The sequence below is a fragment of the Luteimonas sp. J29 genome, from assembly GCF_000472505.1.
Lineage (GTDB): Bacteria > Pseudomonadota > Gammaproteobacteria > Xanthomonadales > Xanthomonadaceae > Luteimonas.
This window is the reverse complement of sequence record NZ_AWZR01000003.1, coordinates 75,873-97,244: the sequence shown is the minus strand read 5'-3', so window position 1 is coordinate 97,244 and position 21,372 is coordinate 75,873. Positions and strand designations below refer to the sequence as shown.

Below are 21,372 nucleotides of genomic sequence, written 5' to 3'. Positions count from 1 at the left end.
GGTCGCCGCCGATGACTGCCCATCCCCCCCGGTTCCCGCGCGGCGTGCTGTTCGACCTCGACGGGACCCTGCTCGACAGCGCGCCGGACATGCTGGCCACCGTGAACCGGATGCGCGCCGCGCGCGGCAGGCCGCCGATGGCGCTGTCCGCGCTGCGCCCGCACGTCTCGCGCGGCGCGCGGGCGATGTCCGCGGCGGCGTTCCCGGACGTGCCGGCGGAGGAGGTGCCCGGCCTGGTGCCGGAGTTCCTCGCGACCTACCGCGGCGAACTCGGCCGCCATGGCGCCCCGTTCCCCGGCGTCGAGGCGCTGCTGGCGGCGCTCGAGGCCGACGGCGTGCGCTGGGGCATCGTCACCAACAAGCCCTACGACCTGGCCCGCGACCTGATGCCGGGCCTGGGCTGGAGCGGGCGCTGCGGCGTGCTCGTCGGCGGCGACAGCCTGGCCGAGCGCAAGCCGCACCCGATGCCGCTGCTGCACGCGGCCCGATCGCTGGGCCTGGCCCCGGCGGCATGCGTCTACGTGGGCGACGACCGCCGCGACATCGATGCCGCCCGCGCGGCGGGCATGGCGTCGGTGGTCGCACTGTGGGGCTACCGCCTCGAGGACGACGACCCGGCGGTCTGGCAGGGCGACGTCATGGCGCACGCGCCGGAGCGGCTGCTCGATCCGGCGGCCTGGCCCGTCGCGGCGGGGGAGCGCGTCCGGTGAGCCAGGAGTCGCTCGACAGCTTCCTCGACAAGTGGCGCGGGCGCTGGCCGGAGTGGGGGATCGCCCAGGCCTTCGTCGCACCCGCGCTGCGGACCCGGGCCGCAGCCTGGTTCTCGTTGCTGCAGGAGCTCCACGACGCGGCCTGGGCCGGTGCCGAACCGGCGCCGGGGCTGGCCAAGCTGGCCTGGTGGCAGGACGAACTGCGCGGCTGGGCCCGCGGCGCCCGGCGCCATCCGCTGGGCGAGGCGCTGCAGCGGATCGATGCCCCCTGGGACGGGCTGGCGCTGGCACTGGCCCGGCTCCCCGCCACCCGCGAGCCCGACTCCGCGCAGGCCGAACAGGAGGCCCTGCGGGGCTGGGCGGCGGGGGTGCTGCACTGCGAGACCGCGCTGTTCGGGCGCCGGGTCGGCCCCGCGCCCGCGGCCCTGGATGCGTTCACCGGGACCCTGCGGATCGAGCGCGCCCTGGCGCGCGGCGACCTCGACGCGGCGCTGGCGCTGCGGCACTCGCTGGACGCGCCCGGGGTGGCGGCACTGGGCCGCCCGCGCCGGCTGCGCCAGGCCATGCTGCGCGAGCGGCTGGGCGTTTTGGCGGCGCATGCGCCGGCGCCCGGCGCGCCGCGCCCGGCGGTGCCGCCGGTGCGGATGCTGCTGGCCGCCTGGCGGGCCGCGCGCGGCGGCAACGCATCGTTGCAGGGAAGTCAGGGCGGGGGCCGGTAAACTGTCCACTGTTCCGCCGCCAGCGATTTCCGTGAACCCGTCCCCCCCATCCCCGCTTCCCGACGTCGCCGGCGAAGTCGCCAAGGCCGCCCGGCCCCTCGACTGGGTCGGCATGGCCAACATCGCGCTGCCGGTCCGGCTCGCCGGCGACGACGGCGGCGCGCCGCTGCTGGCGCCGGCCTCGGTCGACGTGTCGGTGGACCTGCGCGACGCCTCGGCGCGCGGCATCCACATGTCGCGCCTGTACCTGCGCCTGCAGGAGGCGCTCGCCGCCGAACCGCCCGGCCACGCCGCGCTCCGGCGCGTGCTCCAGGACTGCATCGACTCCCAGCGCGGCCTGTCGGCCCGCGCCCGGATCGCGATCCGCTACGGGCACATGCTCTGGCGCAAGGCCCTGGCCAGCGGCCACGGCGGGTGGAAGACCTACCCGGTGGAAGTGGTCGCCGAGCTGGACGCGGGCCGCCTGCAGCTCGACCTGCGCCTGTCGGTCGAATACTCGAGCACCTGTCCGGCCTCGGCCGCGCTGTCGCGGCAGCTCAATGCCGAACGCTTCGCGGAGGACTTCGCCGCGGCGCGGCCGCTGTCGGTGGACGCGGTGCGCGAATGGCTGGCCTCGCCGCGCGGCATGGCCGCCACCCCGCACGCGCAGCGCAGCCGCGCCGACGTCACGGTGCGCCTGCGTCCCGCGTTCGACGGACTGCCGGTCGCCGCGCTGGTCGACATCCTGGAGCAGGCGCTCGGCACGCCGGTGCAGACCGCGGTCAAGCGCGAGGACGAGCAGGCATTCGCCGCGCTCAACGCCGCCAACCTGATGTTCTGCGAGGACGCCGCCAGGCGCGTGGCCGCGGCGCTGTCGGCCGACCCGCGGGTCGAGCGCTTCGAGGCCACGGTCTCGCACTTCGAGAGCCTGCACGCCCACGACGCCGTCGCGACGGTGCGTTCCGGGGACTGATCGCGCGGCCGCGGCGCACCGGCGCCGGATCGGATACGATCGGCGCATGGGGGAACCGGGGTATCGCTACGCCTGGTGGCGCCGGCTTTCGCTCTGGCTGCTGCTGGTGCTCAGTCCGTCGCTGGCCGCGGCCGTGGAACTGGAGGTGCGCGAACTGCGCGACGATCCTCCGGTGGCCGAAGTGCTGGCCGGGCTCCATGACGCCCGCCTGCTGCCGCCACGCGACCGCCCGTACCTGAAGCAGCCGACCCGCAGCGTGCAGTGGTGGCGGGTGGCCGCCCGCGGGCCGGTGGCCGCCGGCGACCGGCCGCAGCTGCTGCTGCGCTCGCCTTACCTCTACCGGGTCGAGGCCTGGGCCCCCGGGGCCGCGCAGCCGACGCGGCATGCGCTGTATGGCGACGACGCGGACATGCGCCACGCGCACCGGGCGCTGGTCGTCGACCTGCCCGGCGGAATCCCCCCCGGCGAGGTGGTGTGGCTGCGCGTGGAAGGGCGCCACGGCGTGGTGTCGCCGGTGTCGGTCGAGCCGCTCGACCAGGTGCTGCGCGACGACCTGGCCTACATGGGCTGGCGCAGCCTGGTGTTCACCACGCTGCTGGTGCTGACGATCCTCGGGCTTGCGTTCTGGGGCGGCACCGGCGAGCGCAGCTACGCCTACTTCAGCGCGATGCTGGCGTGCGCGATCGGATACCTCGCCACGATGGGCGGCGACCTGCGCTGGATCCCCGGCAGCGATGCCCTGTTCGCCAGCGGGCCACGGGTCAACCGCATCTTCGGCGGGCTGGGCATCATCTGCAGCAACCTGTTCATCGCCTCCTACCTGGCCCTGTACCGCAACGCGCCGGTCCTCAACCGGTTCGTGCACGTGGGCACGGCGGTCGCCGCGGCCACCGCCGCGGGCTCGCTGTTCACCGAGGCGACGGTCCTGCGCTGGACCGGCAACTTCGCCCTGCTGTACTCGGCGGTCGTGCTGCTCCTGGCGGCAACGGTGCTGTCGGTGCGCGGGGTACGCGCGGCGCGCGTGGTGCTCGCCTCGTGGAGTCCGCTGATGGTGTTCTGCGGCCTGGCTGCGGCCGAGATGATGGGGCTGTGGGTGGGGCCGACCTGGCTGGAGGAGGGGCTCGCCGCCGCGTTCGTGCTCGCCAGCCTGCTGCTGGCGCTGGGCCTGTCGGACAAGCTGCTGCAGCTGCGGCGCGACCGCGACCTGGCCAGCCGCCAGGCGACCATGGACCCGGTCACCAAGATCCTCAACCGCCACGGGATCGAGGAACGCCTGTTCAAGGAGGTCGAGGAGGCGCGCGCGCGGGGGGACACGCTGTCGATCGCCTTCGTCGACCTGGACCGGTTCAAGGAGATCAACGACCGCCACGGCCACGCGGTCGGCGACCAGTGCCTGCGCATCGTGTGCTGGCGGCTGCGCAACCAGCTGCGCCGCGGCGACATGCTTGGTCGCTACGGCGGCGACGAGTTCCTCGTGGTGCTCCCCGGGCACGATGCGCCCTCGGCACTGGCCGTCGCCGAACGCATGCGCGTGTCGGTGCACTGCCGCCCGCTGGCCATGCCCGAGGCCAGCATCGCGGCGTCGCTGAGCATCGGCGTGGCCGAGCTGGCGCCGGGCGAATCCATGTCGAGCCTGTTCGAGCGCGCCGACACCGCGCTCTACGCGAGCAAGGCCGCCGGTCGCAACCGCGCCACGGCCGCCGCGCCCCCCGAAGGTCAGTGGACCACCTGAGCACGGAGCCTGCGCGAACATGGCCGCCGACGCGACCGACGTGTCCCCGTTTCCCGCCGACGGGTTGCGCACCGGGGACGTGCTGCTGATGCTGGGCGACGGCCCGCTGTCGGAGCTGATCGCCTGGGCCAGCGACGGACCCTACAGCCATGCGGCGATCGTGGCCGACGACGGCGACCTGATCGAGGCGACCTCCCGCGGCGTGGTCCGTACGCCGCTGCCGGCGAAGCTCGCCGACCGCGACCACTACCATTTCATCGACGCGATGCGGATGGACGGCACGCGCGGGCCCGGGCTGGCGGCCGCCGACGCGGCCGCGGTACTGGCACGGGCCGCCAGCCTGCTGGGGACGCCGTATCCGCTCGACCAGCTGGCGCTGTTCGGCGTGATCATGGCCGTGCGCGGCAAGTGGCCCAGGCATGCGCTGGGGCGACTGCTGGTGCGCGTGGCGCTCGACCATGCGCTGCCCGACGACACCGGGCAGGTGGTGTGCAGCGAAGTGGTGTACCGGGCCTACGCCGAGTGCGCGGTCGAGCCGTCCGGTCGCCTGGCCCCGGTGATCGTGGTCGGCGGGCGCGGCACGGCGCCGTTTCCCGACATCGACTGGAAGGCGCTCTTCGACGAACTCTGGCCGCTGCTCGGGCCGCGCGATCGCGAGGCGCTGGAGCCGGCGCGGCTGGCGTTCCAGGCGGCTCGGGAGGGCGGCGCCGGGCTGCTGCGCGCCGGCGCGCCATCGCTGCCCGTGGTTGGCGACGACGAACTGGAGGCCGCGCGTCGCGCGGTGCTCGGCCATGCGGGCCTGCCGGGCGCCCGGAGCGGCGCCCTTGCGCAGCGGGCGGACGATCCGGGAACGGTCGTCCCGGATCCGAACCCCCGGCTGGTGTCTCCCCAGGACCTCGCGGCATCGCCCAGCTTCGCCATGCTGGGCCGGCTGATGCAGCGCAGGGATCCGCAGCCCGGATGAGGTGCAGGCGGCGGGGCCGCGACGGCCGCGCCGCACGCATTGCCTGCGTCGGACCTGCGGCGAGCAGCTGGCGCTGGCGCCGTGATCGCGGGCGCTGCCCGGCAGCGGCCCGGCGTGGAGGGCCCCGCAATCAGAATGTGACTCCGCCGCGCGCCCCAGGCACCAGCTGCGGGTCGATCCGCGCCTCCCGATCCAACGGCAGCTTCGTCAGGCGAACGCGTCGCCACGCGCCGCGACGGTGAACGACGACGCAATCGCGGTGGCTATCGTGCCCCGCGCTCCCCGGGCACCAGCTGGGGGTCGATCCGCGCCTCCCGATCCAACGGCAGCTTCGTCAGGCGAACGCGTCGCCACGCGCCGCGGCCGTGAACGACGACGCAATGGTGGTGGCTATGGCGCCCCGCGCTCCTCGAGCACCAGCTGGGGGTCGATCCGCACGTCGAACCAGTTCATCCCCCAATGCAGGTGCGGCCCCGTCGAGCGCCCGGTCGACCCCACCGCCGCTACGACCTGGCCCTGTTCGACGCGATCGCCGACGCGCACGTCGATGCGCGACAGGTGCAGGAAGTTGCTGCTGATGCCGTGGCCGTGGTCGATCACCAGCGTGCCGCCGGTGAGGTAAAGGTCGGGATCGGCGAAGGTCACGATGCCCGCCGCGGGCGCCTTCACCGGCGTTCCGGATGGCGCGGCGATGTCCATGCCCGAATGCGGGGAACCGGGCTTGCCGTTGTAGACGCGCGCGCGGCCGAAGCGGCCGCTGATCCGGCCTTCCACCGGAACGACGAAGCGCTGTGCGAAATCCGTGCGCGGATCGTCGCGCAACCGCGCCTCGGCCACGCGCGCCTGCTCGCGGCGGATGCGTTCGGCGATCGCCGGTGGCGGGTCGACGGTGCGCGGCGGCACGCCGTCCACGCGCTGCACGGGCCAGTCTCGCGCCGTCACCGCGATGCGGACCACTTCGCGCCGGCCGGCAGGGGGGTCGACCGTCACCACCAGCGGCCCGGTCGCGTCGCGGCCGACGCCGAACACCACCGTGCCGTATCCGGTCGTGCGCAGCGTGCGGCCGGCGTAGGCGACCACGCTGCCCGGCGGCACCTTGCCCAGCACCATCGCTCCCTGCTGCACGCTGGTCGGGAACACGATGCGCGCGTCGGCCGTGGCGTCGCCGTCCGCCGCCGCGTCCGCGGCTCCGGCCGGCGCCGGAGCGGCCAGCAGGACCGCCAGGCCCAGCGCAGCGCCACGCAGCCAGCCTGCGACCCGGGATGGCCCCCGCCTGGCGGGGAGGAGACGCGCCTGCCGCCCGTTCGCGGGCCCGGCTGGCGTCACCGCGCGAACTCCAGCCGGCGGCCCTGCGGCGTGCCCACGAGCGCGGTGCCGTCCCAGGCAAGTGCGCCGTTGACCCAGGTCGAGGCGATACGCGAGCGGAAAGTGGTGTCCTCGAACGGCGACCAGCCGCACTTGGACAGCACCTGTTCGCGGCGCACGGTGAACGGTGCGTCCTCGACCAGCACCAGGTCGGCGAAGTAGCCCTCGCGCAGGAAACCGCGCTGCTTCACGTCGAACAGCTGGGCCGGGGCGTGGGCGAACTTCTGCACCACGCGCGCGGTGTCGAAATGGCCCTCGTGCACGCATTCCAGCGCCGCCACCAGCGCGAACTGCACCAGCGGCAGGCCGCTCGGCGCGCGCACGTAGGGGTTCTGCTTTTCCTCCCAGGTGTGCGGCGCGTGGTCGGTGGCGAGCACGTCGATGACGTCCTCGGCCAGGGCGCGGGTCAGGGCCGCACGGTCAGACGCGTCCTTGATCGCCGGGTTACACTTGATCTGGTGGCCCAGGCGCGCGTAGTCGGCGCGGTCGAAGCGCAGGAAGTGGATGCAGGTCTCGGCGGTGATGCGCTTGCGGCTGCCGTCGGCGCGGATCAACGGGCCGCGTTCGAACAGCGCCAGCTCGTCGGCGGTGGAGATGTGCAGCACGTGCAGGCGGGTGTCGTGGCGGCGCGCCAGCTCCAGCGCCAGCCGGGTCGACTTGAGGCAGGCCTCGCGCGAGCGGATGTCCGGGTGGCATTCGGCCGGGATGTCGTCGCCGTACTTCGCGCGGTACCCGGCGAGGATCGCGTCGATGGTCGGCGTGTCCTCGCAGTGGGTGATGATGGGCACCGGGGCGTCGCGGAAGATGGCGTCCAGCGTGTCCGGGTCGTCGACCAGCATGTTGCCGGTGGAGGCGCCCATGAAGACCTTCAGGCCCGGGGTCGCGCGCGGGTCGATGCCGCGCACCGCCTCCAGGTTGTCATTGCTGGCGCCGAAGTAGAACCCGTAGTTGGCGCGGGCGCGCCCGGCGGCGCGCGCGTACTTGTCCTCCAGCGCCTCGCCGGTCAGCGTCGGCGGGCTGGTGTTGGGCATGTCCATGAAGCTGGTCAGCCCGCCGGCGACCGCCGCGGCCGACTCGCTGGCGATGTCGGCCTTGTACTCGAGGCCGGGCTCGCGGAAGTGCACCTGGTCGTCGATCATGCCCGGGAGCAGGCGCCTGCCGGCAGCGTCGACCACGGTTTCGCCGGCGCGCGCGGCCAGGCCGCTGCCGATGGCGGCGATGCGCTCGCCCTCGATGCGCAGGTCGGCGTCGAACTCGCGGCCCTCGTTGACGAGGCGTGCGTTCACGATCAGGGTGCTGGACATTCAGCCGGTTCCGTTGTTCCGCGGCGGCACGGGATCGTGGCCGCCTGGGTGGAGGGGGTGGCAGCGGCCGATGCGGCGCAGCGCCAGCCAGCCGCCGCGCAGCGCGCCGAAGCGCGCGATCGCTTCCATCGCGTACTCCGAGCAGCTGGGCACGAACCGGCAGCGGGGGCCGAGCAGCGGGCTGACCAGGCGCTTGTAGCCGCGCAGCAGGGCTATCAGGATGCGGTCGATCACGTCAAGGGCGGAAAAGTCCGGCGCGGTTGCCGCTGCCGCCGGGGCAGGGTATAACACCCCGCTTTTCCCGTCCAAGGGAAACCCCCAAGAGGAACCGCAGCAAGTGGTCGCCAAGAAGTCCGCAAAGAAGCCCGTCAAGCCCGCGAAAGCGGCCAAGTCCGCCGCCAGGGCCGTGAAGAAGGCCCCGGCGAAGAAGGCCGCGGCCAAGGCCCCGGCGAAGCCCGCCAAGGCCGCTGCGAAGAAGGCCGCGCCTGCGAAGAAGGCCCCGGCCGTGAAAAAGGCCCCTGCCGCGAAGAAGGCTGCGGCGAAGAAGGCCGTGCCTGCGAAGAAGGCGGCGCCGAAGAAGGCCGCGCCGGCGAAGAAGCCGGTGGCCAAGAAGGCGGTGCCGGCGAAGAAGGTGGCGCCTGCGAAGAAGGCCGCTCCCGCCAGGGCGCCGGTCGCGAAGAAGGCGGCCAAGGCCCCTTCGGTCACCCGCCCGGTGCAGGAGAAGGCGCCCCGGCCGGCGGCCCGCAAGGGCGCGCCCCAGGTATCGGCGGCTCCTGAGACCAGGGCGGCGGTGGCGAAGGGCAAGGCCCCGGCGCCCGCCCAGCCCGCTCCGGCCGTCCGTCCGCGCGTCCAGGGCAAGGTGGCCGTGGCCGTGACCAACAAGGCGCCGCCGCCGGCGCAGAAGCCGAAGTACAAGGTCGTGCCGTACGAGACCGACCCGGAGACCGGCCGCCCGATCCTGCCGCCGGGCTACAAGCCGAGCCCGGAAGAGGAGTACATGAATCCGCTGCAGCTGGAGTACTTCCGGCAGAAGCTGCTCGCGCGCCGCGAGGAGCTGGTGGAGGAGTCGCGCCAGACCATCGAGAACCTGCGCGACGAGGTCCGCGACGTCGGCGACGAGGCCGAACGCGCCAGCCGCGAGACCGAGAACGCGCTCGAGCTGCGCACGCGCGACCGCTACCGCAAGCTCATCAACAAGATCGAGTCGATCATCCGACGCGTCGACGAGGGCGACTACGGCTATTGCGTCGACACCGGCGAGGAGATCGGCCTCGAGCGTCTGGAGGCGCGACCACAGGCCGAGCGCACCATCGACGCGCAGGAACGCTGGGAGCACCTGCAGAAGCAGATGGGCGACTGAGCCCGGCGAAGAACCCCGCTCCGGCGGGGTTCTTCTTTTCAAGGCGCGGGGAGCCGCTACGGTTCGCGGCCGAGTTCGTGGAAGTGCAGGCGCCGCAGCTTCGGCGCGCGCCAGGCCGCCGCCGCGGCCACGCCCATGGTCACGCAGCCGCCCAGCACCACCGCCGGCACCAGCCCGAGCAGGCGCGCCATGCTGCCGGCGTAGAACGCGCCGATCTCGTTGGACGAGCCGACGAACAGGCCGTTGATCGACGACACCCGCCCGCGCATGTGGTCGGGCGTGGCGAGCTGCATGATGGTCGAGCGCACCACCACCGAGACGCCGTCGCACACGCCCGACAGCAGCAGGAAGAACGCCGACAGCCAGAACGCCGTGGACAGGCCGAAGCCGATCATGCACAGGCCGAAGCCGACCACCGCCAGCAGCAGGGTCCGGCCGGCGTTGCGGTCGAGCGGATGCCGCGCCAGCCACACCCCCATCGCCACCGCGCCCAGCGCCGGGGCCGCGCGCAGGATGCCCAGCCCCTCGGGGCCGTAGTGCAGGATCTCCTGGATGAACGCCGGCGCCAGCGAGATCGCCCCGCCGAACATCACCGCGAACATGTCCAGCGCCAGCGCGGCGAGCAGCACCTGGTGGCCGAACACGAAGCGCGCGCCTTCGGCGATGCTCGACAGCACCGGCGCGCGCGTGGCGGCCGGGGCGGGTTCGTCGACCCGGATCCGCAGCATCGCCAGCACCGCGCAGGCGGCGAACACCGCCGCCACCGCATAGGCCACCGGCTTGCCGGCCCAGCCGACCAGGAAGCCGCCGATCGCCGGGCCGGTCACGAGCCCGGCCTGGAACACGATGCTGCCCAGGCTGGCGCCGCGCACGAACTGCCCGCGCGGCAGCACCCGGCCGAACAGCGCGTTGTAGACCGGGCCGAGGAACGCCCGCACGCAGCCGGTGAGCGCGATCGCCGCATAGATCGCCGCCGTGCCGCCCGCGGTCCACCAGCCGGCGGCGATGGCCGTCAGCCACAGCGGCGTGATCGCCAGGCACGCGGCGGCGAAGGCGCCCAGGCGCCGGCGCGGCAGCACGTCGACGAGGTGGCCGGCGAATGGCGCCACGCAGAAGTAGGGCAGCACCTCGGCCAGGCCGATCAGGCCCAGCATCCACGGGTTGCGGGTGAGCTCGTAGACATGCCAGCCCACGGTCACCGCCACGCACTGGTAGGACAGGATCGTGAGGATCCTGAAGCCCATCAGCAGCCGGAAGGCGGGGATCCGCAGCGGCGCGGCGCGGCTGTCTTCCGCGCGCCGGTCGCCGGTCGCGTTCACGCCAGCGCGCGCTCCGCGGCGTCGCGGATGAAGGCCAGCAGCGCCGCCAGGCCGTTGCTGCGGGTGGGCGAGAGGTGCCTGGACAGGCCGATGTCGGCGATGTAGCTCGGCTCGGTGTCGAGGATTTCGCGCGCGCTGCGGCCGGAGTACACGCGCAGGGCCAGGAAGATCAGGCCCGAGACGATGGCCGAGTCGCTGGCCGCGGCGAAATCCAGGCGCGAGGCGTCGCCCGAGGGCACGATCCAGACCATCGACTGGCAGCCGTGCAGGCGGTGTTCCTCGGTCCGGAGGTCGTCCGGGAAGGGCGGCAGCTTGCGGCCGAGGTCGATCAGGTACTGGTAGCGCTCGGACCAGTCGCCGAAGAAGGCGAACTCGTCGCGGATCGCGGCCTGGGCCTCGGCGGCGGTGGGTTCGAGCGGGAAGGGGGAAGCGTTCACGGGGATCCTGCGGTTGGAGTCGTGTCCCGGCATGCCGGGGCGGCCGTGCGGCCGGTGTTCCTGTCCGGCGGCGGCCTTCAGGCCCGCTTCCAGCGCACGCCCTGCGGCGTGTCCTCGAGCAGGATGCCTTCGGCGGCGAGCTGGTCGCGGATCGCGTCGGCGCGGGCGAAGTCGCGCGCCTTCTTGGCCGCGGTGCGTTCGTCGATCAGGGCCTGGATGCGGGCCTCGTCGGCGTCGGCGCCGCGCGCGAACCAGGCGTCCGGCGCCTGCCGCAGCAGGCCCAGCGCCTCGCCCGCGCCGAGCAGCGCGGACTTGAGGCGGGCGCGATCCAGCGGATCGGTCGCCTTGCGCGCATCGGCGGCGATGCGGGCCAGTTCGGCCAGCGCGGCCGGGGTGTTGAGGTCGTCGGCCAGCGCATCCTCGATGGATCCGGGGATCACCGGCGCGGCTTCGATATCAGCCATGTCGCGCAGCGTGCCGTACAGGCGGTCGAGGGTGCGCACGCTCTGATCGATCAGGTTGTCCGACCAGTCCAGCGGCTGCCGGTAGTGGGCCGACATCAGCGCGTAGCGCAGCGCCTCGGGCGGGTGCCGCTGCACGAGGTCGTGGACCTTCTCGATGTTGCCCAGCGACTTGGACATCTTCGCGCCCGAGAGCGTGAGCATGCCGTTGTGCAGCCAGAACCTGGCGAACACGCGCCCGCCGTGGGCGCACTCGCTCTGCGCGACCTCGTTCTCGTGGTGCGGGAACTGCAGGTCGACGCCGCCGGCGTGGATGTCGATGGTCTCGCCCAGGTGGGTCTCGGCCATGGCCGAGCACTCGATGTGCCAGCCCGGGCGGCCGCGGCCCCAGGGCGAGTCCCAGCCGGGCAGGTCGTCGGACGAGGGCTTCCACAGCACGAAGTCGCCCGGGTTGCGCTTGTACGGCGCGACCTCGACCCGCGCGCCGGCCTGCATTTCCTCCGGATCGCGGCGCGACAGCCGGCCGTAGCCGGGGAAGGTGTCGACCGCGAACAGCACGTGGCCCTCGGCGACGTAGGCGTGGCCCGAGGCGACGAGGCGCTCGATCATGGCCACCATCTGGCCGATGTGCGCGGTCGCGGCCGGCTCGATGTCCGGGGCGAACGGCCCGGACACGCCCAGCGCGGCCATGTCCTCGCGGTAGGCGGCGGCGTAGCGGTCGGTGATCACCGAGATCGGCACCCCGAGCTCGCGCGCGGCGGCGTTGATCTTGTCGTCGACGTCGGTGATGTTGCGCGCGTAGCGCAGCGCGCCGTGGCGGCGGCGGAGCAGGGCGGCGAGCACCCCGAACACCACCGGCCCGCGCGCATTGCCGATGTGCACGTAGTTGTAGACCGTCGGCCCGCACAGGTACATGGTCGGGCAGGCCGGATCCTGGGGCTCGAACGGCTCGATCCGGCGGGTGAGGCTGTTGAACAGGCGCAGGGACATCGGCACGCGGCAGCGGGAAACCGCCGATTCTAAGGGTCCGGCGCCCATCCGGCACGCGCGCGCGTCGCGGCTTTCCCGGCCGGCATGCCGCGAAGGCTTGCCGGGGCCCGGATTCAGCCGGGGGCCGGCCTTCGCGGCCTAGACTGCTTCCAATGACCCGCAACGCTCCCGCTTCCGCCGCCCGCCAGGCGCGCCTGCTGCTGGCGGCCGCCTGCGTGCTGTGCGCGGCCGGCGCCTTGGCCCAGGACGCCGAGCCGGCGCCGGCGCCCGCGCGCCAGCCTGAGAACGTGCGGGTCGAGTTCGCCCAGGTGCTCCGCGCCGAGCCGGTGTACCAGACCCTGCGCGCGACCAGCATGGTCGAGCGCTGCGAGGCGTCGACGCCGGTCGAGGAGAGCGAGGAGGCCAAGACCGGACTGGCGCGGGTGATCGGTGCGGTCAAGGGCGCGCTCACCCCCGACCCCAAGGTCGAGGAGGTCGCCCCCTCGGCGGGTGGCCAGTGCCGCATGGTGCCGGTGGAGCGGGAGTTCCGGCGTCCGGTCGGCTACGACGTCGATTACGTGCATCGCGGGGTCAAGTACCGGTCGCGCCTGCCGACCGACCCCGGCAACCGGCTCCGGGTGCGGGTCTCGGTGACCCCGCTCGTTACAGACGAAACCCACTGACGCCGCCGGATTCCTGTTGCAGCGCAGTGCGCGCCGTGCGACGATTCGCGCCGTGCAGACCTTCCTTTCCAGCGCCGACGTCCTGACCTCCGCCCGCATGGCGTCGGGCATGACCTCGCGCGCCCGTCGACCGGACCCCTGCGACTGAGCTGGGCCGACCGGACGCGTCATGCCGTCATGCCGGAACCCAGCCAGAGGCTGGGTTTTTTCGTTTCTGAAGTCCCCGGGCCCCTTTCCATCCATACGGACACCGAGATGAAGCACTTCCTCAACACGCAGGACTGGAGCCGCCCGGACCTGGACGCGCTGCTGGCCGACGCGGCCCGGTTCAAGCGCGAGCGGCTGGGCGACGCGCTGAAGGGGCGCTCCATCGCGCTGGTGTTCTTCAATCCCTCCATGCGCACCCGCACCAGCTTCGAACTGGGCGCCTTCCAGCTCGGCGGACATGCGATCGTGCTGCAGCCGGGCAAGGACGCCTGGCCGGTCGAGTTCGACCTCGGCACGGTGATGGACGGCGATACCGAGGAGCACATCGCCGAAGTCGCCCGGGTGCTGGCCCGGTACGTGGACCTGATCGGCGTGCGCGCCTTCCCGAAGTTCGTCGACTGGCAGTACGACCGCCAGGACGTGGTGCTCAACGCGTTCGCGAAGTACTCCACGGTGCCCGTCATCAACATGGAGACGATCACCCACCCCTGCCAGGAGCTGGCCCACGCGCTGGCGCTGCAGGAGCACTTCGGCACGACCGACCTGCGCGGCAGGAAGTACGTGCTGACCTGGACCTACCACCCCAAGCCGCTGAACACCGCGGTCGCCAACTCGGCCCTGACCATCGCCACCCGCCTGGGCATGGACGTGACCCTGCTGTGCCCGACCCCGGAGTACATCCTCGACGAGCGCTACATCGACTGGGCCAACCAGAACGTCGCCGAAAGCGGTGGCTCGTTCCAGGTCAGCCACGACATCGAGAGCGCCTACCGTGGCGCCGACGTGGTCTACGCCAAGAGCTGGGGCGCGCTGCCGTACTTCGGCAACTGGGCGCCGGAGAAGCCGATCCGCGACCAGTACAGGCACTTCATCGTCGACGAGCGGAAGATGGCGCTGACCAACAACGGCGTGTTCAGCCACTGCCTGCCGCTGCGCCGCAACGTCAAGGCGACCGACGCGGTGATGGACTCGCCCAACTGCATCGCCATCGAGGAAGCCGAGAACCGCCTGCACGTGCAGAAGGCGGTGATGGCCGCGCTCGCGCGCCAGTAGCCAGGCCCCGCCTTCCCCACCCGCGGGGGAGGCCGGGACGGGAACGGCGGCCTGCCGGCGCCGGACCCGTCCCCCGCATCCGCCCCGACTCCCGAATGCAGGGGAGGGGCCCCCACCGAGAAACCAGACAATGAGCGTCTCCGATTCCAAAGACATCGTCCTCGCCTTCTCCGGCGGCCTGGATACCAGCTTCTGCGTGCCCTACCTGCAGGAGCGCGGCTGGCGGGTGCATACCGTGTTCGCCGACACCGGCGGCGTGGACGCCGACGAGCGCGAGTTCATCGAGAAGCGCGCGGCCGAGCTCGGCGTGGCCAGCCACGTCACCGTCGACGGCGGCCCGGCGATCTGGAACGGATTCGTCAAGCCGTTCGTGTGGGCCGGCGAGGGCTACCAGGGCCAGTACCCGCTGCTGGTGTCGGACCGCTACCTGATCGTGGACGCCGCGCTCCGGCGCGCCGCCGAACTGGGCACCAACGCCATCGCCCACGGCTGCACCGGCATGGGCAACGACCAGGTGCGCTTCGACCTGGCGGTAAAGGCCCAGGGCGACTACCGCATCGTGGCGCCGATCCGCGAGATCCAGAAGGAGCACACCCAGACCCGCGCCTACGAGCAGGCCTACCTGGAGGAGCGCGGCTTCGGCGTGCGCGCCAAGCAGAAGGCCTACACGATCAACGAGAACCTGCTGGGCGTGACCATGTCCGGCGGCGAGATCGACCAGTGGCAGGCCCCGGGCGAGGGCGCGCGCGGCTGGTGCGCGCCGCGCAGCGCGTGGCCGGCCGAGCCGCTTACCGTGCGCCTGGGGTTCGAGCGTGGCGAGGCCGTCGAGCTCGACGGCAAGGCGCTGCCGGGCGAGCAGATCCTGGCCAAGCTCAACCGGCTGTTCGCGCCCTACGGCGTGGGCCGGGGCATGTACACCGGCGACACCGTGATCGGCCTCAAGGGCCGGATCGTGTACGAGGCGCCGGGCCTGGTCGCCCTGCTCACCGCGCACCGTGCGCTGGAGGAGGCGGTGCTGTCGAAGCACCAGAACCGGTTCAAGCCCGAGGTCGCGCGCAAATGGGTGGAACTGGTGTACGAAGGCTTCTTCCACGACCCGCTCAAGACCGACCTGGAGGCGTTCCTGGCCTCGTCGCAGGCGACGGTGAACGGCGAGGTGGTGCTCGAGACCCGCGGCGGCCGCGTGGACGCGGTGGCGGTGAAGTCGCCGCACCTGCTGCACTCCAAGGGCGCCACCTACGCCCAGTCGGCCAACTGGGGCGTCGAGGAGGCCGAGGGTTTCATCAAGCTGTTCGGCATGAGCAGCACGCTGTGGGCGGAGGTCAACCGCAAGCCATGAGCGCGGCGGGCACCGGCATGCGGGTCGGCGTGGCGCGGAGGCGGGCCTGACATGGACCGGCTGCGCATCGACACCCGGCCCGAGGCGATGGACGTGGACGCCATCCACGGCTTCCTCGCCCGCGAGGCCTACTGGAGCCGCGGCATCCCGCGCGCCACGGTGGAACGCGCGATCGCCGGCTCGCTGTGCTTCGGCGGCTTCGTCGAGGGGGCGGGGCAGGTGGCGTTCGCCCGGGTGGTGACCGATTGCGCGACCTTCGCCTACCTGTGCGACGTGTTCGTGCTCCCGCAATGGCGCGGCCGCGGCTATGCCAGGCAGCTGATGGACGCGGTGATGGCCGATCCCCGGCTGCAGGGCCTGCGCCGCTTCCTGCTCGCCACCAGCGACGCGCATGGGCTGTACCGGCGCTACGGCTTCGCCGCGCCGGCCCGGCCCGGGACCCTGATGGAGATCCTGCGCCCCGACATCTACCAGGCCGCCGCGGCGGCCCACTGAAACGGACCGATGAGCGACCTGCTTCCTTCCATCCTCGCGCACCTCGAGAAGCTGGTGTCCTTCGACACCCGCAACCCGCCGCGCGCGATCACCACCGGCGGGATCTTCGACTACCTGCGCGAGCAGCTGGCCGGGTTCCGTATCGAGGTGGTCGACCACGGCGCCGGCGCGGTGTCGATGCTCGCCGTTCGCGGCACGCCCTCGCGCCTGTTCAACGTGCACCTGGACACGGTGCCGTCGTCGCCGCACTGGAGCGCCGACCCGCACGTGCTGCGGGTCGAGGGCGACAGGGCGATCGGCCTGGGCGCCTGCGACATCAAGGGCGCCGCCGCGGGCCTGGTCGCGGCCGCCCAGGCGACGGACGGCGACGCCGCGTTCCTGTTCAGCAGCGACGAGGAGGCCAACGACGCGCGCTGCATCAAGGCCTTCCTCGCCCGCGACCACGGGTTCGGCCACGTGGTGGTGGCAGAGCCGACCGGCTGCGAGGCGGTGCTGGCCCACCGCGGCATCAGCGCCGTGCGCATGGCCTTCCGCGGCCGTGCCGGCCACGCTTCGGGCGCCGCGGCGCTGGACGCCAGCGCGCTGCACCACGCGGTGCGCTGGAGCAACCGGGCGCTCGACTTCGTGGGCATGGAGTCGCACCGCCGCTTCGGCGGCCTGACCGGCCTGCGCTTCAACATCGGCCGGCTCGAGGGCGGGATCAAGGCCAACGTCATCGCCCCCGAGGCCGAGCTGCGCTTCGGCTTCCGGCCGCTGCCCTCGCACGACCTCGACCAGCTGCACGCGGCGTTCCGCTCCTTCGCCGCGCCCGACGCGCTGGAGGCCTACGAGGAAACCTTCCGCGGACCGCCGCTGCCGGCCGGCGACGTCGCCTCGGCCGAGGACCGGCGCCTGGCCGCGCGCGACCTGGCCGACGAACTCGGCCTGCCGGTCGGCAACGCGGTCGACTTCTGGACCGAGGCCTCGCTGTTCTCGGAGGCCGGCCTCACCGCGCTGGTGTTCGGCCCCGGCGACATCGCCCAGGCCCATACCGCCGACGAGTGGGTCTCGCTCTCGCAACTGCAACGCTACGGCGGCATCGTCCGCGACATCCTGGACCAATGAACATCGAAGCCAACCGCCAGACCCGGCAGACCATCGTGCGCCTGCTCTCGAGCATGGCCAGCGCGAAGGAGATCAGCCAGTACCTCAAGCGCTTCTCGCAGCTCGACGCGAAGCGCTTCGCCGTGGTCAAGGTCGGCGGCGCGGTGCTGCGCGACGATCTCGAGGCCCTGACCTCGTCGCTGACCTTCCTGCAGGAGGTCGGCCTGACCCCGATCGTGCTGCACGGCGCCGGCCCGCAGCTGGACGCGGAGCTGTCGGCCGCGGGGATCGGGAAGAAGACCGTCAACGGCCTGCGGGTCACCACGCCCGAGGCGCTGGCGATCGTGCGCCGCGTGTTCCAGTCCTCCAACCTGGCCCTGGTCGAGGCGCTGCAGGCGGCCGGCGCGCGCGCGACCTCGATCACCGGCGGCGTGTTCGAGGCCGACTACCTCGACCGCGACACCTACGGCCTGGTCGGCGAGGTCAAGGCGGTCAACCTGGCGCCGATCGAGGCCAGCCTGCAGGCCAGTTCGATCCCGGTGATCGCCAGCCTCGGCGAAACCCCCGGTGGACAGATCCTCAACATCAACGCCGACTTCGCCGCCAACGAGCTGGTGCGGGTGCTGCAGCCGTACAAGATCATCTTCCTGACCGGCACCGGCGGCCTGCTCGACGCCGACGGCAAGGTGATCGACTCGATCAACCTGACCAGCGAATACGAGCACCTGATGCAGCAACCGTGGATCAACGGCGGCATGCGGGTGAAGATCGAGCAGATCAAGGACCTGCTCGACCACCTGCCGCTCGAGTCCTCGGTCTCGATCACGCGGCCGGCGGACCTGGCCAAGGAGCTGTTCACCCACAGGGGATCCGGCACCCTGGTCCGGCGTGGCGAGAGGGTCAACCGCGGCACGCGCTGGGAGGATTTCGACCTGGCGCGCCTGCGCGAGCTGGTCGAGCGCAGCTTCGGCCGGCGCCTGGTGCCCGACTACTTCGAGCGCACGAAGCTGCTGCGCGCCTACGTCAGCGAGAACTATCGCGCGGCGGTGATCCTGACCGACGCCGACGGGATGGTCTACCTGGACAAGTTCGCGGTCCTCGACGACGCCCAGGGCGAGGGCCTGGGGCGCGCGGTCTGGAACGTGATGCGCGAGGAGACGCCACGGCTGTTCTGGCGCTCGCGCCACAACAACCAGATCAACATCTTCTACTACGCCGAGTCCGACGGCTGCCTCAAGCAGGAGAAGTGGAAGGTGTTCTGGTACGGCCTCGACGGCTTCGCCGAGATCGAACGCTGCGTGGCGCACTGCGCCACCCGGCCGCCCACCCTGGTGGACTGAGCATGGACGTGCGCGCGACCGCTTCCTCCTGGACCACGGTGCTGCGGCTGGCGGGCCGGCACGCCGTGCTCGAGCCGCTGGACCGGTCCCACGTGGACGGACTGCGCGCGGCGGTGGAGGGGAGCGGGCTGGACCGGCTCTGGTACACCAGCGTGCCGGCGCCGGGCGGAATCGCGCACTACGTGGAGGCCGCGCTCCAGGCGCAGGCCGAGGGCAAGGTGCTGCCGTTCGTGGTGCGCGATGCCTCCGGCACGATCGTCGGCAGCACCCGCTTCTACGGCCTCGACCCGGAGGTGCCGAGGCTGCTCATCGGCTACACCTGGTACGCGCCCCGGGTGCAGCGCACCGGGGTGAACACCGAGTGCAAGCTGATGCTGCTGCACCACGCTTTCGAGGCGATGGGCTGCGCCTGCGTCGGTTTCGAGACCTCCTGGTTCAACCACGCCTCGCGCGCCGCCATCGCCCGGCTCGGCGCGAAGCAGGACGGCGTGCTGCGCCACCACAAGCGGCACGCCGACGGTACCCTGCGCGACACGGTCGTGTTCTCCATCCTCGACAGCGAATGGCCGGGGGTGCGCAACCACCTGCAGGCCAGACTGGACGCCCACGCATGAGCAACAAGACGTACTCCATCGGCATCGTCGGCGCGCGCGGCCACACCGGCGCCGAGCTGATCCGCCTGGTCGCCGCCCACCCCCGGCTGGAACTGGCCTTCGTGTCCTCGCGCGAGCTCGCCGGCCAGCGCGTGGCCGACCACAACGACGCCTACCGGGGCGAACTGCGGTTCGAGAACATCGGCCACGACGAGGTCGCGGCCCGCGGCGCCGACGTGGTGGTGCTGGCGCTGCCGAACGGCAAGTCCGGCGAGATCGTCGCCGGCATCGACGCCGCGGCGCCGGGCACCCTGGTGGTGGACCTGTCCGCCGACCACCGCTTCGACCCGGCCTGGTACTACGGGCTTCCGGAGATCACCCGGGACGGGTACGCGGGGCAGAGGCGGATCAGCAACCCGGGCTGCTACGCCACCGCGATGCAGCTGGCGATCTGGCCCATGCTGGAGTTCCTCGCCGGGCCGCCGCAGTGCTTCGGCGTGTCGGGGTACTCGGGCGCGGGCACCACGCCCTCGGACCGCAACAACCCCGAGCTGCTGCGCGACAACCTGATGCCCTACAGCCTCGTCGGGCACGTCCACGAGCGCGAGGTCTCCGCGCGGCTCGGCGTGCCGGTGGAGTTCATGCCGCACGTGGCGCCGCACTTCCGCGGCATCACCATGACCGTGAACATGTGGTTGCGCGAACCGCTCAAGGCCGACTGGATCCGCGCCCGCTACGAGCAGCGCTATGCCGGCGAGCCGCTGGTGCGGGTCGTCGAGGAGGCGCCGTGGGTAAGCCGCATCGCCGGCCGGCACGGGGTGGAGATCGGCGGCTTCACCGTCTCGGCCGACGGCAAGCGCCTGGTGGTCGTGTCCACCGAGGACAACCTGCTCAAGGGCGCGGCCACCCAGGCCATGCAGAACATCAACATCGCGCTGGGGCTGCCCGAGATGGCCTCGATCCCCGCGTTCAAGGAGGTAGCCCATGGCTGAACTGCTGTGGCAGAAGCCGGGCGTGGCGGTGGACGCGCAGATCCAGCGCTTCCTCGCCGGCGACGACGTGGTCCTGGACCGCGAGTTCTTCCTCCACGACATCGCCGCCAGCAGCGCGCACGCCGAAGGGCTGCAGCGCATCGGCATCCTCACCGAAGCGGAACTGGCCGATCTCAAGCGCGAACTCGCGGCGCTGGCCGACGACTTCCGCAGCGGCGCCTTCGTCCTCGACGAGCGCTTCGAGGATGGCCATTCGGCCATCGAGGCGCGCCTGACCGAGCGCCTCGGCGACCCGGGCCGCAAGATCCACACCGGGCGCAGCCGCAACGACCAGATCCTGGTCGCGACCCGGCTGTGGCTGAAGGAGAAGCTCGCCCGCGTGGCCGCGCTCTCGCGGGAGGTGGCGAAGGTGGCGCTCGACCGCGCCGCCGCGGAGAAGGACCTGCCGATCCCGGGCTACACCCACATCCAGCGCGCCGTGGTGTCCTCGGCCGGCATGTGGTGGGCCGGCTGGGCCGAGGCCTTCATCGACGACGCCGTGCGCGCCGGCGACACCCTGACGCTGGTCGACTGCAATCCGCTGGGCACCGCCGCCGGCTATGGCGTGAACCTGGCGCTGGACCGAGACCACACCACCGCCGCGCTCGGCTTCGCGCGGATGCAGGTCAGCCCGGTGTACGCCCAGCTCTCGCGCGGCAAGTTCGAGCTGGCCGCGCTCGAGGCGCTGGGCAGCGCCACGCTCGACCTGCGTCGCCTGGCCTGGGACCTGTCGCTGTACACGACCTCCGAGTTCGGCTTCGTGTCGCTGCCGCCGCAGTACACGACCGGCAGCTCGATCATGCCCAACAAGCGCAACCCGGACGTGATCGAACTGATGCGCGCCACCCACGCCAGCGTCGCCGCCGCGCGCACCGAGATCGAGCAGCTGCTGTCGCTGCCGTCCGGCTACCAGCGCGACCTGCAGGCCTCGAAGGGCGCGATCTTCCACGGCTTCAGCCGCGGCCTGGGCGCGCTCGAGCTGCTGCCCGCGCTGCTGGCCAACCTGGAGTGGCGCGAGGACCGGCTTCGCGCGGCGATCGACTCGGGCATGTACGCCACCGACGTGGCGGTGGAGGCGGCGATCGCCGGGGTGCCGTTCCGCGAGGCGTACCGCGCCGCGGCCGAGGGCGCGGCCACGGCGGGGCAGGGTCGCACGCCCGAGGGCAGTCTGGCCGCGCGCACCTCGCCGGGCGCCGCCGCGGACCTGCGCCTGGACGCGCTGCGTGCACGCTGGGAGGCGTTGTGAGCGCGCCGCG

Annotated in this window: 21 protein-coding genes; 15 read left to right on the top strand and 6 right to left on the bottom strand. The window is 72.6% G+C overall.

Annotated features, from left to right (window positions below; all coding sequences use genetic code 11):
• Positions 1-11 precede the first annotated feature (11 nt).
• Genes gph through LUTJ29_RS0105440 form a run of 5 tightly spaced genes read left to right on the top strand, consistent with a single transcriptional unit; the run spans position 12 to position 5,077 of the window.
• Positions 12-710, top strand: coding sequence for a phosphoglycolate phosphatase (gph, locus tag LUTJ29_RS0105460; RefSeq protein ID WP_027071657.1), 699 nt, complete (start codon positions 12-14; stop codon positions 708-710).
• Positions 707-1,429 (top strand): hypothetical protein, encoded by a 723-nt coding sequence (locus LUTJ29_RS18955; protein ID WP_051322736.1) that lies wholly within the window; start codon positions 707-709, stop codon positions 1,427-1,429. The genes gph and LUTJ29_RS18955 overlap by 4 nt, the downstream gene beginning before the upstream one ends.
• 31 nt (positions 1,430-1,460) lie before the next feature.
• On the top strand, positions 1,461-2,381 hold the full coding sequence (folE2, locus tag LUTJ29_RS0105450; protein ID WP_232221156.1) for a GTP cyclohydrolase FolE2: 921 nt from the start codon (positions 1,461-1,463) through the stop codon (positions 2,379-2,381).
• A 46-nt stretch (positions 2,382-2,427) separates the two neighbouring features.
• On the top strand, positions 2,428-4,113 hold the full coding sequence (locus LUTJ29_RS0105445) for a GGDEF domain-containing protein (protein ID WP_027071655.1): 1,686 nt from the start codon (positions 2,428-2,430) through the stop codon (positions 4,111-4,113).
• Positions 4,114-4,132: 19 nt separating this feature from the next.
• Positions 4,133-5,077: a hypothetical protein gene (locus LUTJ29_RS0105440; RefSeq protein ID WP_232221155.1), complete on the top strand. Its 945-nt coding sequence runs from the start codon at positions 4,133-4,135 to the stop codon at positions 5,075-5,077.
• Positions 5,078-5,467: 390 nt separating this feature from the next.
• On the opposite strand, the gene LUTJ29_RS0105435 is transcribed toward LUTJ29_RS0105440, so the two are convergent.
• The 3 genes from LUTJ29_RS0105435 to yidD form a co-directional block, all read right to left on the bottom strand.
• Positions 5,468-6,322 (bottom strand): M23 family metallopeptidase, encoded by an 855-nt coding sequence (locus LUTJ29_RS0105435; RefSeq protein ID WP_027071653.1) that lies wholly within the window; start codon positions 6,320-6,322, stop codon positions 5,468-5,470.
• Positions 6,323-6,399: 77 nt separating this feature from the next.
• Positions 6,400-7,746, bottom strand: a complete 1,347-nt coding sequence (locus tag LUTJ29_RS0105430) for a dihydroorotase (protein ID WP_027071652.1) — start codon at positions 7,744-7,746, stop codon at positions 6,400-6,402.
• Positions 7,747-7,980: a membrane protein insertion efficiency factor YidD gene (gene yidD, locus LUTJ29_RS0105425; RefSeq protein WP_027071651.1), complete on the bottom strand. Its 234-nt coding sequence runs from the start codon at positions 7,978-7,980 to the stop codon at positions 7,747-7,749.
• Positions 7,981-8,083: 103 nt separating this feature from the next.
• On the opposite strand from yidD, the gene dksA reads away from it, so the two are divergent.
• A complete protein-coding gene (gene dksA, locus LUTJ29_RS19145) occupies positions 8,084-9,106 on the top strand; it encodes an RNA polymerase-binding protein DksA (protein WP_027071650.1) in 1,023 nt (340 codons plus the stop codon).
• Positions 9,107-9,162: 56 nt separating this feature from the next.
• On the opposite strand, the gene LUTJ29_RS0105415 is transcribed toward dksA, so the two are convergent.
• The 3 genes from LUTJ29_RS0105415 to cysS all read right to left on the bottom strand — a co-directional run bounded on the left by LUTJ29_RS0105415 (position 9,163) and on the right by cysS (position 12,313).
• The gene (locus LUTJ29_RS0105415) at positions 9,163-10,377 is read right to left on the bottom strand and encodes an MFS transporter (RefSeq protein ID WP_255327197.1); all 1,215 of its coding nucleotides are present in this window, start codon (positions 10,375-10,377) and stop codon (positions 9,163-9,165) included.
• A gap of 44 nt (positions 10,378-10,421) precedes the next feature.
• Entirely contained in the window at positions 10,422-10,862 is a 441-nt protein-coding gene (locus LUTJ29_RS0105410; protein WP_027071648.1) for a SufE family protein, read from the bottom strand.
• A 77-nt stretch (positions 10,863-10,939) separates the two neighbouring features.
• Positions 10,940-12,313 (bottom strand): cysteine--tRNA ligase, encoded by a 1,374-nt coding sequence (cysS, locus tag LUTJ29_RS0105405; protein ID WP_027071647.1) that lies wholly within the window; start codon positions 12,311-12,313, stop codon positions 10,940-10,942.
• Between the two features lie 152 nt (positions 12,314-12,465).
• Between cysS and LUTJ29_RS0105400 the strand changes: the two genes are divergently transcribed.
• The 9 genes from LUTJ29_RS0105400 (at position 12,466) to argH (ending at position 21,362) form a co-directional block, all read left to right on the top strand.
• Positions 12,466-12,975, top strand: coding sequence for a hypothetical protein (locus LUTJ29_RS0105400; RefSeq protein WP_051322734.1), 510 nt, complete (start codon positions 12,466-12,468; stop codon positions 12,973-12,975).
• Between the two features lie 255 nt (positions 12,976-13,230).
• The gene (locus tag LUTJ29_RS0105395) at positions 13,231-14,235 is read left to right on the top strand and encodes an N-acetylornithine carbamoyltransferase (protein WP_043740570.1); all 1,005 of its coding nucleotides are present in this window, start codon (positions 13,231-13,233) and stop codon (positions 14,233-14,235) included.
• 130 nt (positions 14,236-14,365) lie between these two features.
• Positions 14,366-15,574, top strand: coding sequence for an argininosuccinate synthase (locus LUTJ29_RS0105390; protein WP_027071644.1), 1,209 nt, complete (start codon positions 14,366-14,368; stop codon positions 15,572-15,574).
• 51 nt (positions 15,575-15,625) lie between these two features.
• A complete protein-coding gene (locus LUTJ29_RS0105385; RefSeq protein WP_027071643.1) occupies positions 15,626-16,069 on the top strand; it encodes a GNAT family N-acetyltransferase in 444 nt (147 codons plus the stop codon).
• A gap of 9 nt (positions 16,070-16,078) precedes the next feature.
• On the top strand, positions 16,079-17,173 hold the full coding sequence (locus tag LUTJ29_RS0105380; protein WP_027071642.1) for an acetylornithine deacetylase: 1,095 nt from the start codon (positions 16,079-16,081) through the stop codon (positions 17,171-17,173).
• Positions 17,170-18,492 carry an acetylglutamate kinase gene (locus LUTJ29_RS0105375; RefSeq protein ID WP_027071641.1) on the top strand — a complete coding sequence of 441 codons (1,323 nt, stop codon included), beginning with the start codon at positions 17,170-17,172 and terminating at the stop codon, positions 18,490-18,492. The genes LUTJ29_RS0105380 and LUTJ29_RS0105375 overlap by 4 nt, the downstream gene beginning before the upstream one ends.
• A 2-nt stretch (positions 18,493-18,494) precedes the next feature.
• Positions 18,495-19,106 carry a GNAT family protein gene (locus LUTJ29_RS0105370; RefSeq protein ID WP_027071640.1) on the top strand — a complete coding sequence of 204 codons (612 nt, stop codon included), beginning with the start codon at positions 18,495-18,497 and terminating at the stop codon, positions 19,104-19,106.
• Positions 19,103-20,077 (top strand): N-acetyl-gamma-glutamyl-phosphate reductase, encoded by a 975-nt coding sequence (gene argC, locus LUTJ29_RS0105365; protein WP_027071639.1) that lies wholly within the window; start codon positions 19,103-19,105, stop codon positions 20,075-20,077. The genes LUTJ29_RS0105370 and argC overlap by 4 nt, the downstream gene beginning before the upstream one ends.
• The gene (gene argH, locus LUTJ29_RS0105360; protein ID WP_027071638.1) at positions 20,070-21,362 is read left to right on the top strand and encodes an argininosuccinate lyase; all 1,293 of its coding nucleotides are present in this window, start codon (positions 20,070-20,072) and stop codon (positions 21,360-21,362) included. Before argC ends, argH begins: the two co-directional genes overlap by 8 nt.
• The last annotated feature ends 10 nt before the right edge of the window (positions 21,363-21,372 follow it).

Excerpts from the sequence above, each read along its gene's own strand:
- LUTJ29_RS0105370 (WP_027071640.1), top strand. The coding sequence starts at position 18,495 with ATGGACGTGCGCGCGACCGCTTCCTCCTGGACCACGGTGCTGCGGCTG.
- LUTJ29_RS0105400 (WP_051322734.1), top strand. The coding sequence starts at position 12,466 with ATGACCCGCAACGCTCCCGCTTCCGCCGCCCGCCAGGCGCGCCTGCTG.
- LUTJ29_RS0105430 (WP_027071652.1), bottom strand. The coding sequence starts at position 7,746 with ATGTCCAGCACCCTGATCGTGAACGCACGCCTCGTCAACGAGGGCCGC.
- LUTJ29_RS0105390 (WP_027071644.1), top strand. The coding sequence starts at position 14,366 with ATGAGCGTCTCCGATTCCAAAGACATCGTCCTCGCCTTCTCCGGCGGC.
- argH (WP_027071638.1), top strand. The coding sequence starts at position 20,070 with ATGGCTGAACTGCTGTGGCAGAAGCCGGGCGTGGCGGTGGACGCGCAG.
- LUTJ29_RS0105380 (WP_027071642.1), top strand. The coding sequence starts at position 16,079 with ATGAGCGACCTGCTTCCTTCCATCCTCGCGCACCTCGAGAAGCTGGTG.
- cysS (WP_027071647.1), bottom strand. The coding sequence starts at position 12,313 with ATGTCCCTGCGCCTGTTCAACAGCCTCACCCGCCGGATCGAGCCGTTC.
- LUTJ29_RS0105445 (WP_027071655.1), top strand. The coding sequence starts at position 2,428 with ATGGGGGAACCGGGGTATCGCTACGCCTGGTGGCGCCGGCTTTCGCTC.
- LUTJ29_RS0105385 (WP_027071643.1), top strand. The coding sequence starts at position 15,626 with ATGGACCGGCTGCGCATCGACACCCGGCCCGAGGCGATGGACGTGGAC.
- gph (WP_027071657.1), top strand. The coding sequence starts at position 12 with ATGACTGCCCATCCCCCCCGGTTCCCGCGCGGCGTGCTGTTCGACCTC.
- LUTJ29_RS0105375 (WP_027071641.1), top strand. The coding sequence starts at position 17,170 with ATGAACATCGAAGCCAACCGCCAGACCCGGCAGACCATCGTGCGCCTG.
- LUTJ29_RS0105395 (WP_043740570.1), top strand. The coding sequence starts at position 13,231 with ATGAAGCACTTCCTCAACACGCAGGACTGGAGCCGCCCGGACCTGGAC.
- LUTJ29_RS0105440 (WP_232221155.1), top strand. The coding sequence starts at position 4,133 with ATGGCCGCCGACGCGACCGACGTGTCCCCGTTTCCCGCCGACGGGTTG.
- argC (WP_027071639.1), top strand. The coding sequence starts at position 19,103 with ATGAGCAACAAGACGTACTCCATCGGCATCGTCGGCGCGCGCGGCCAC.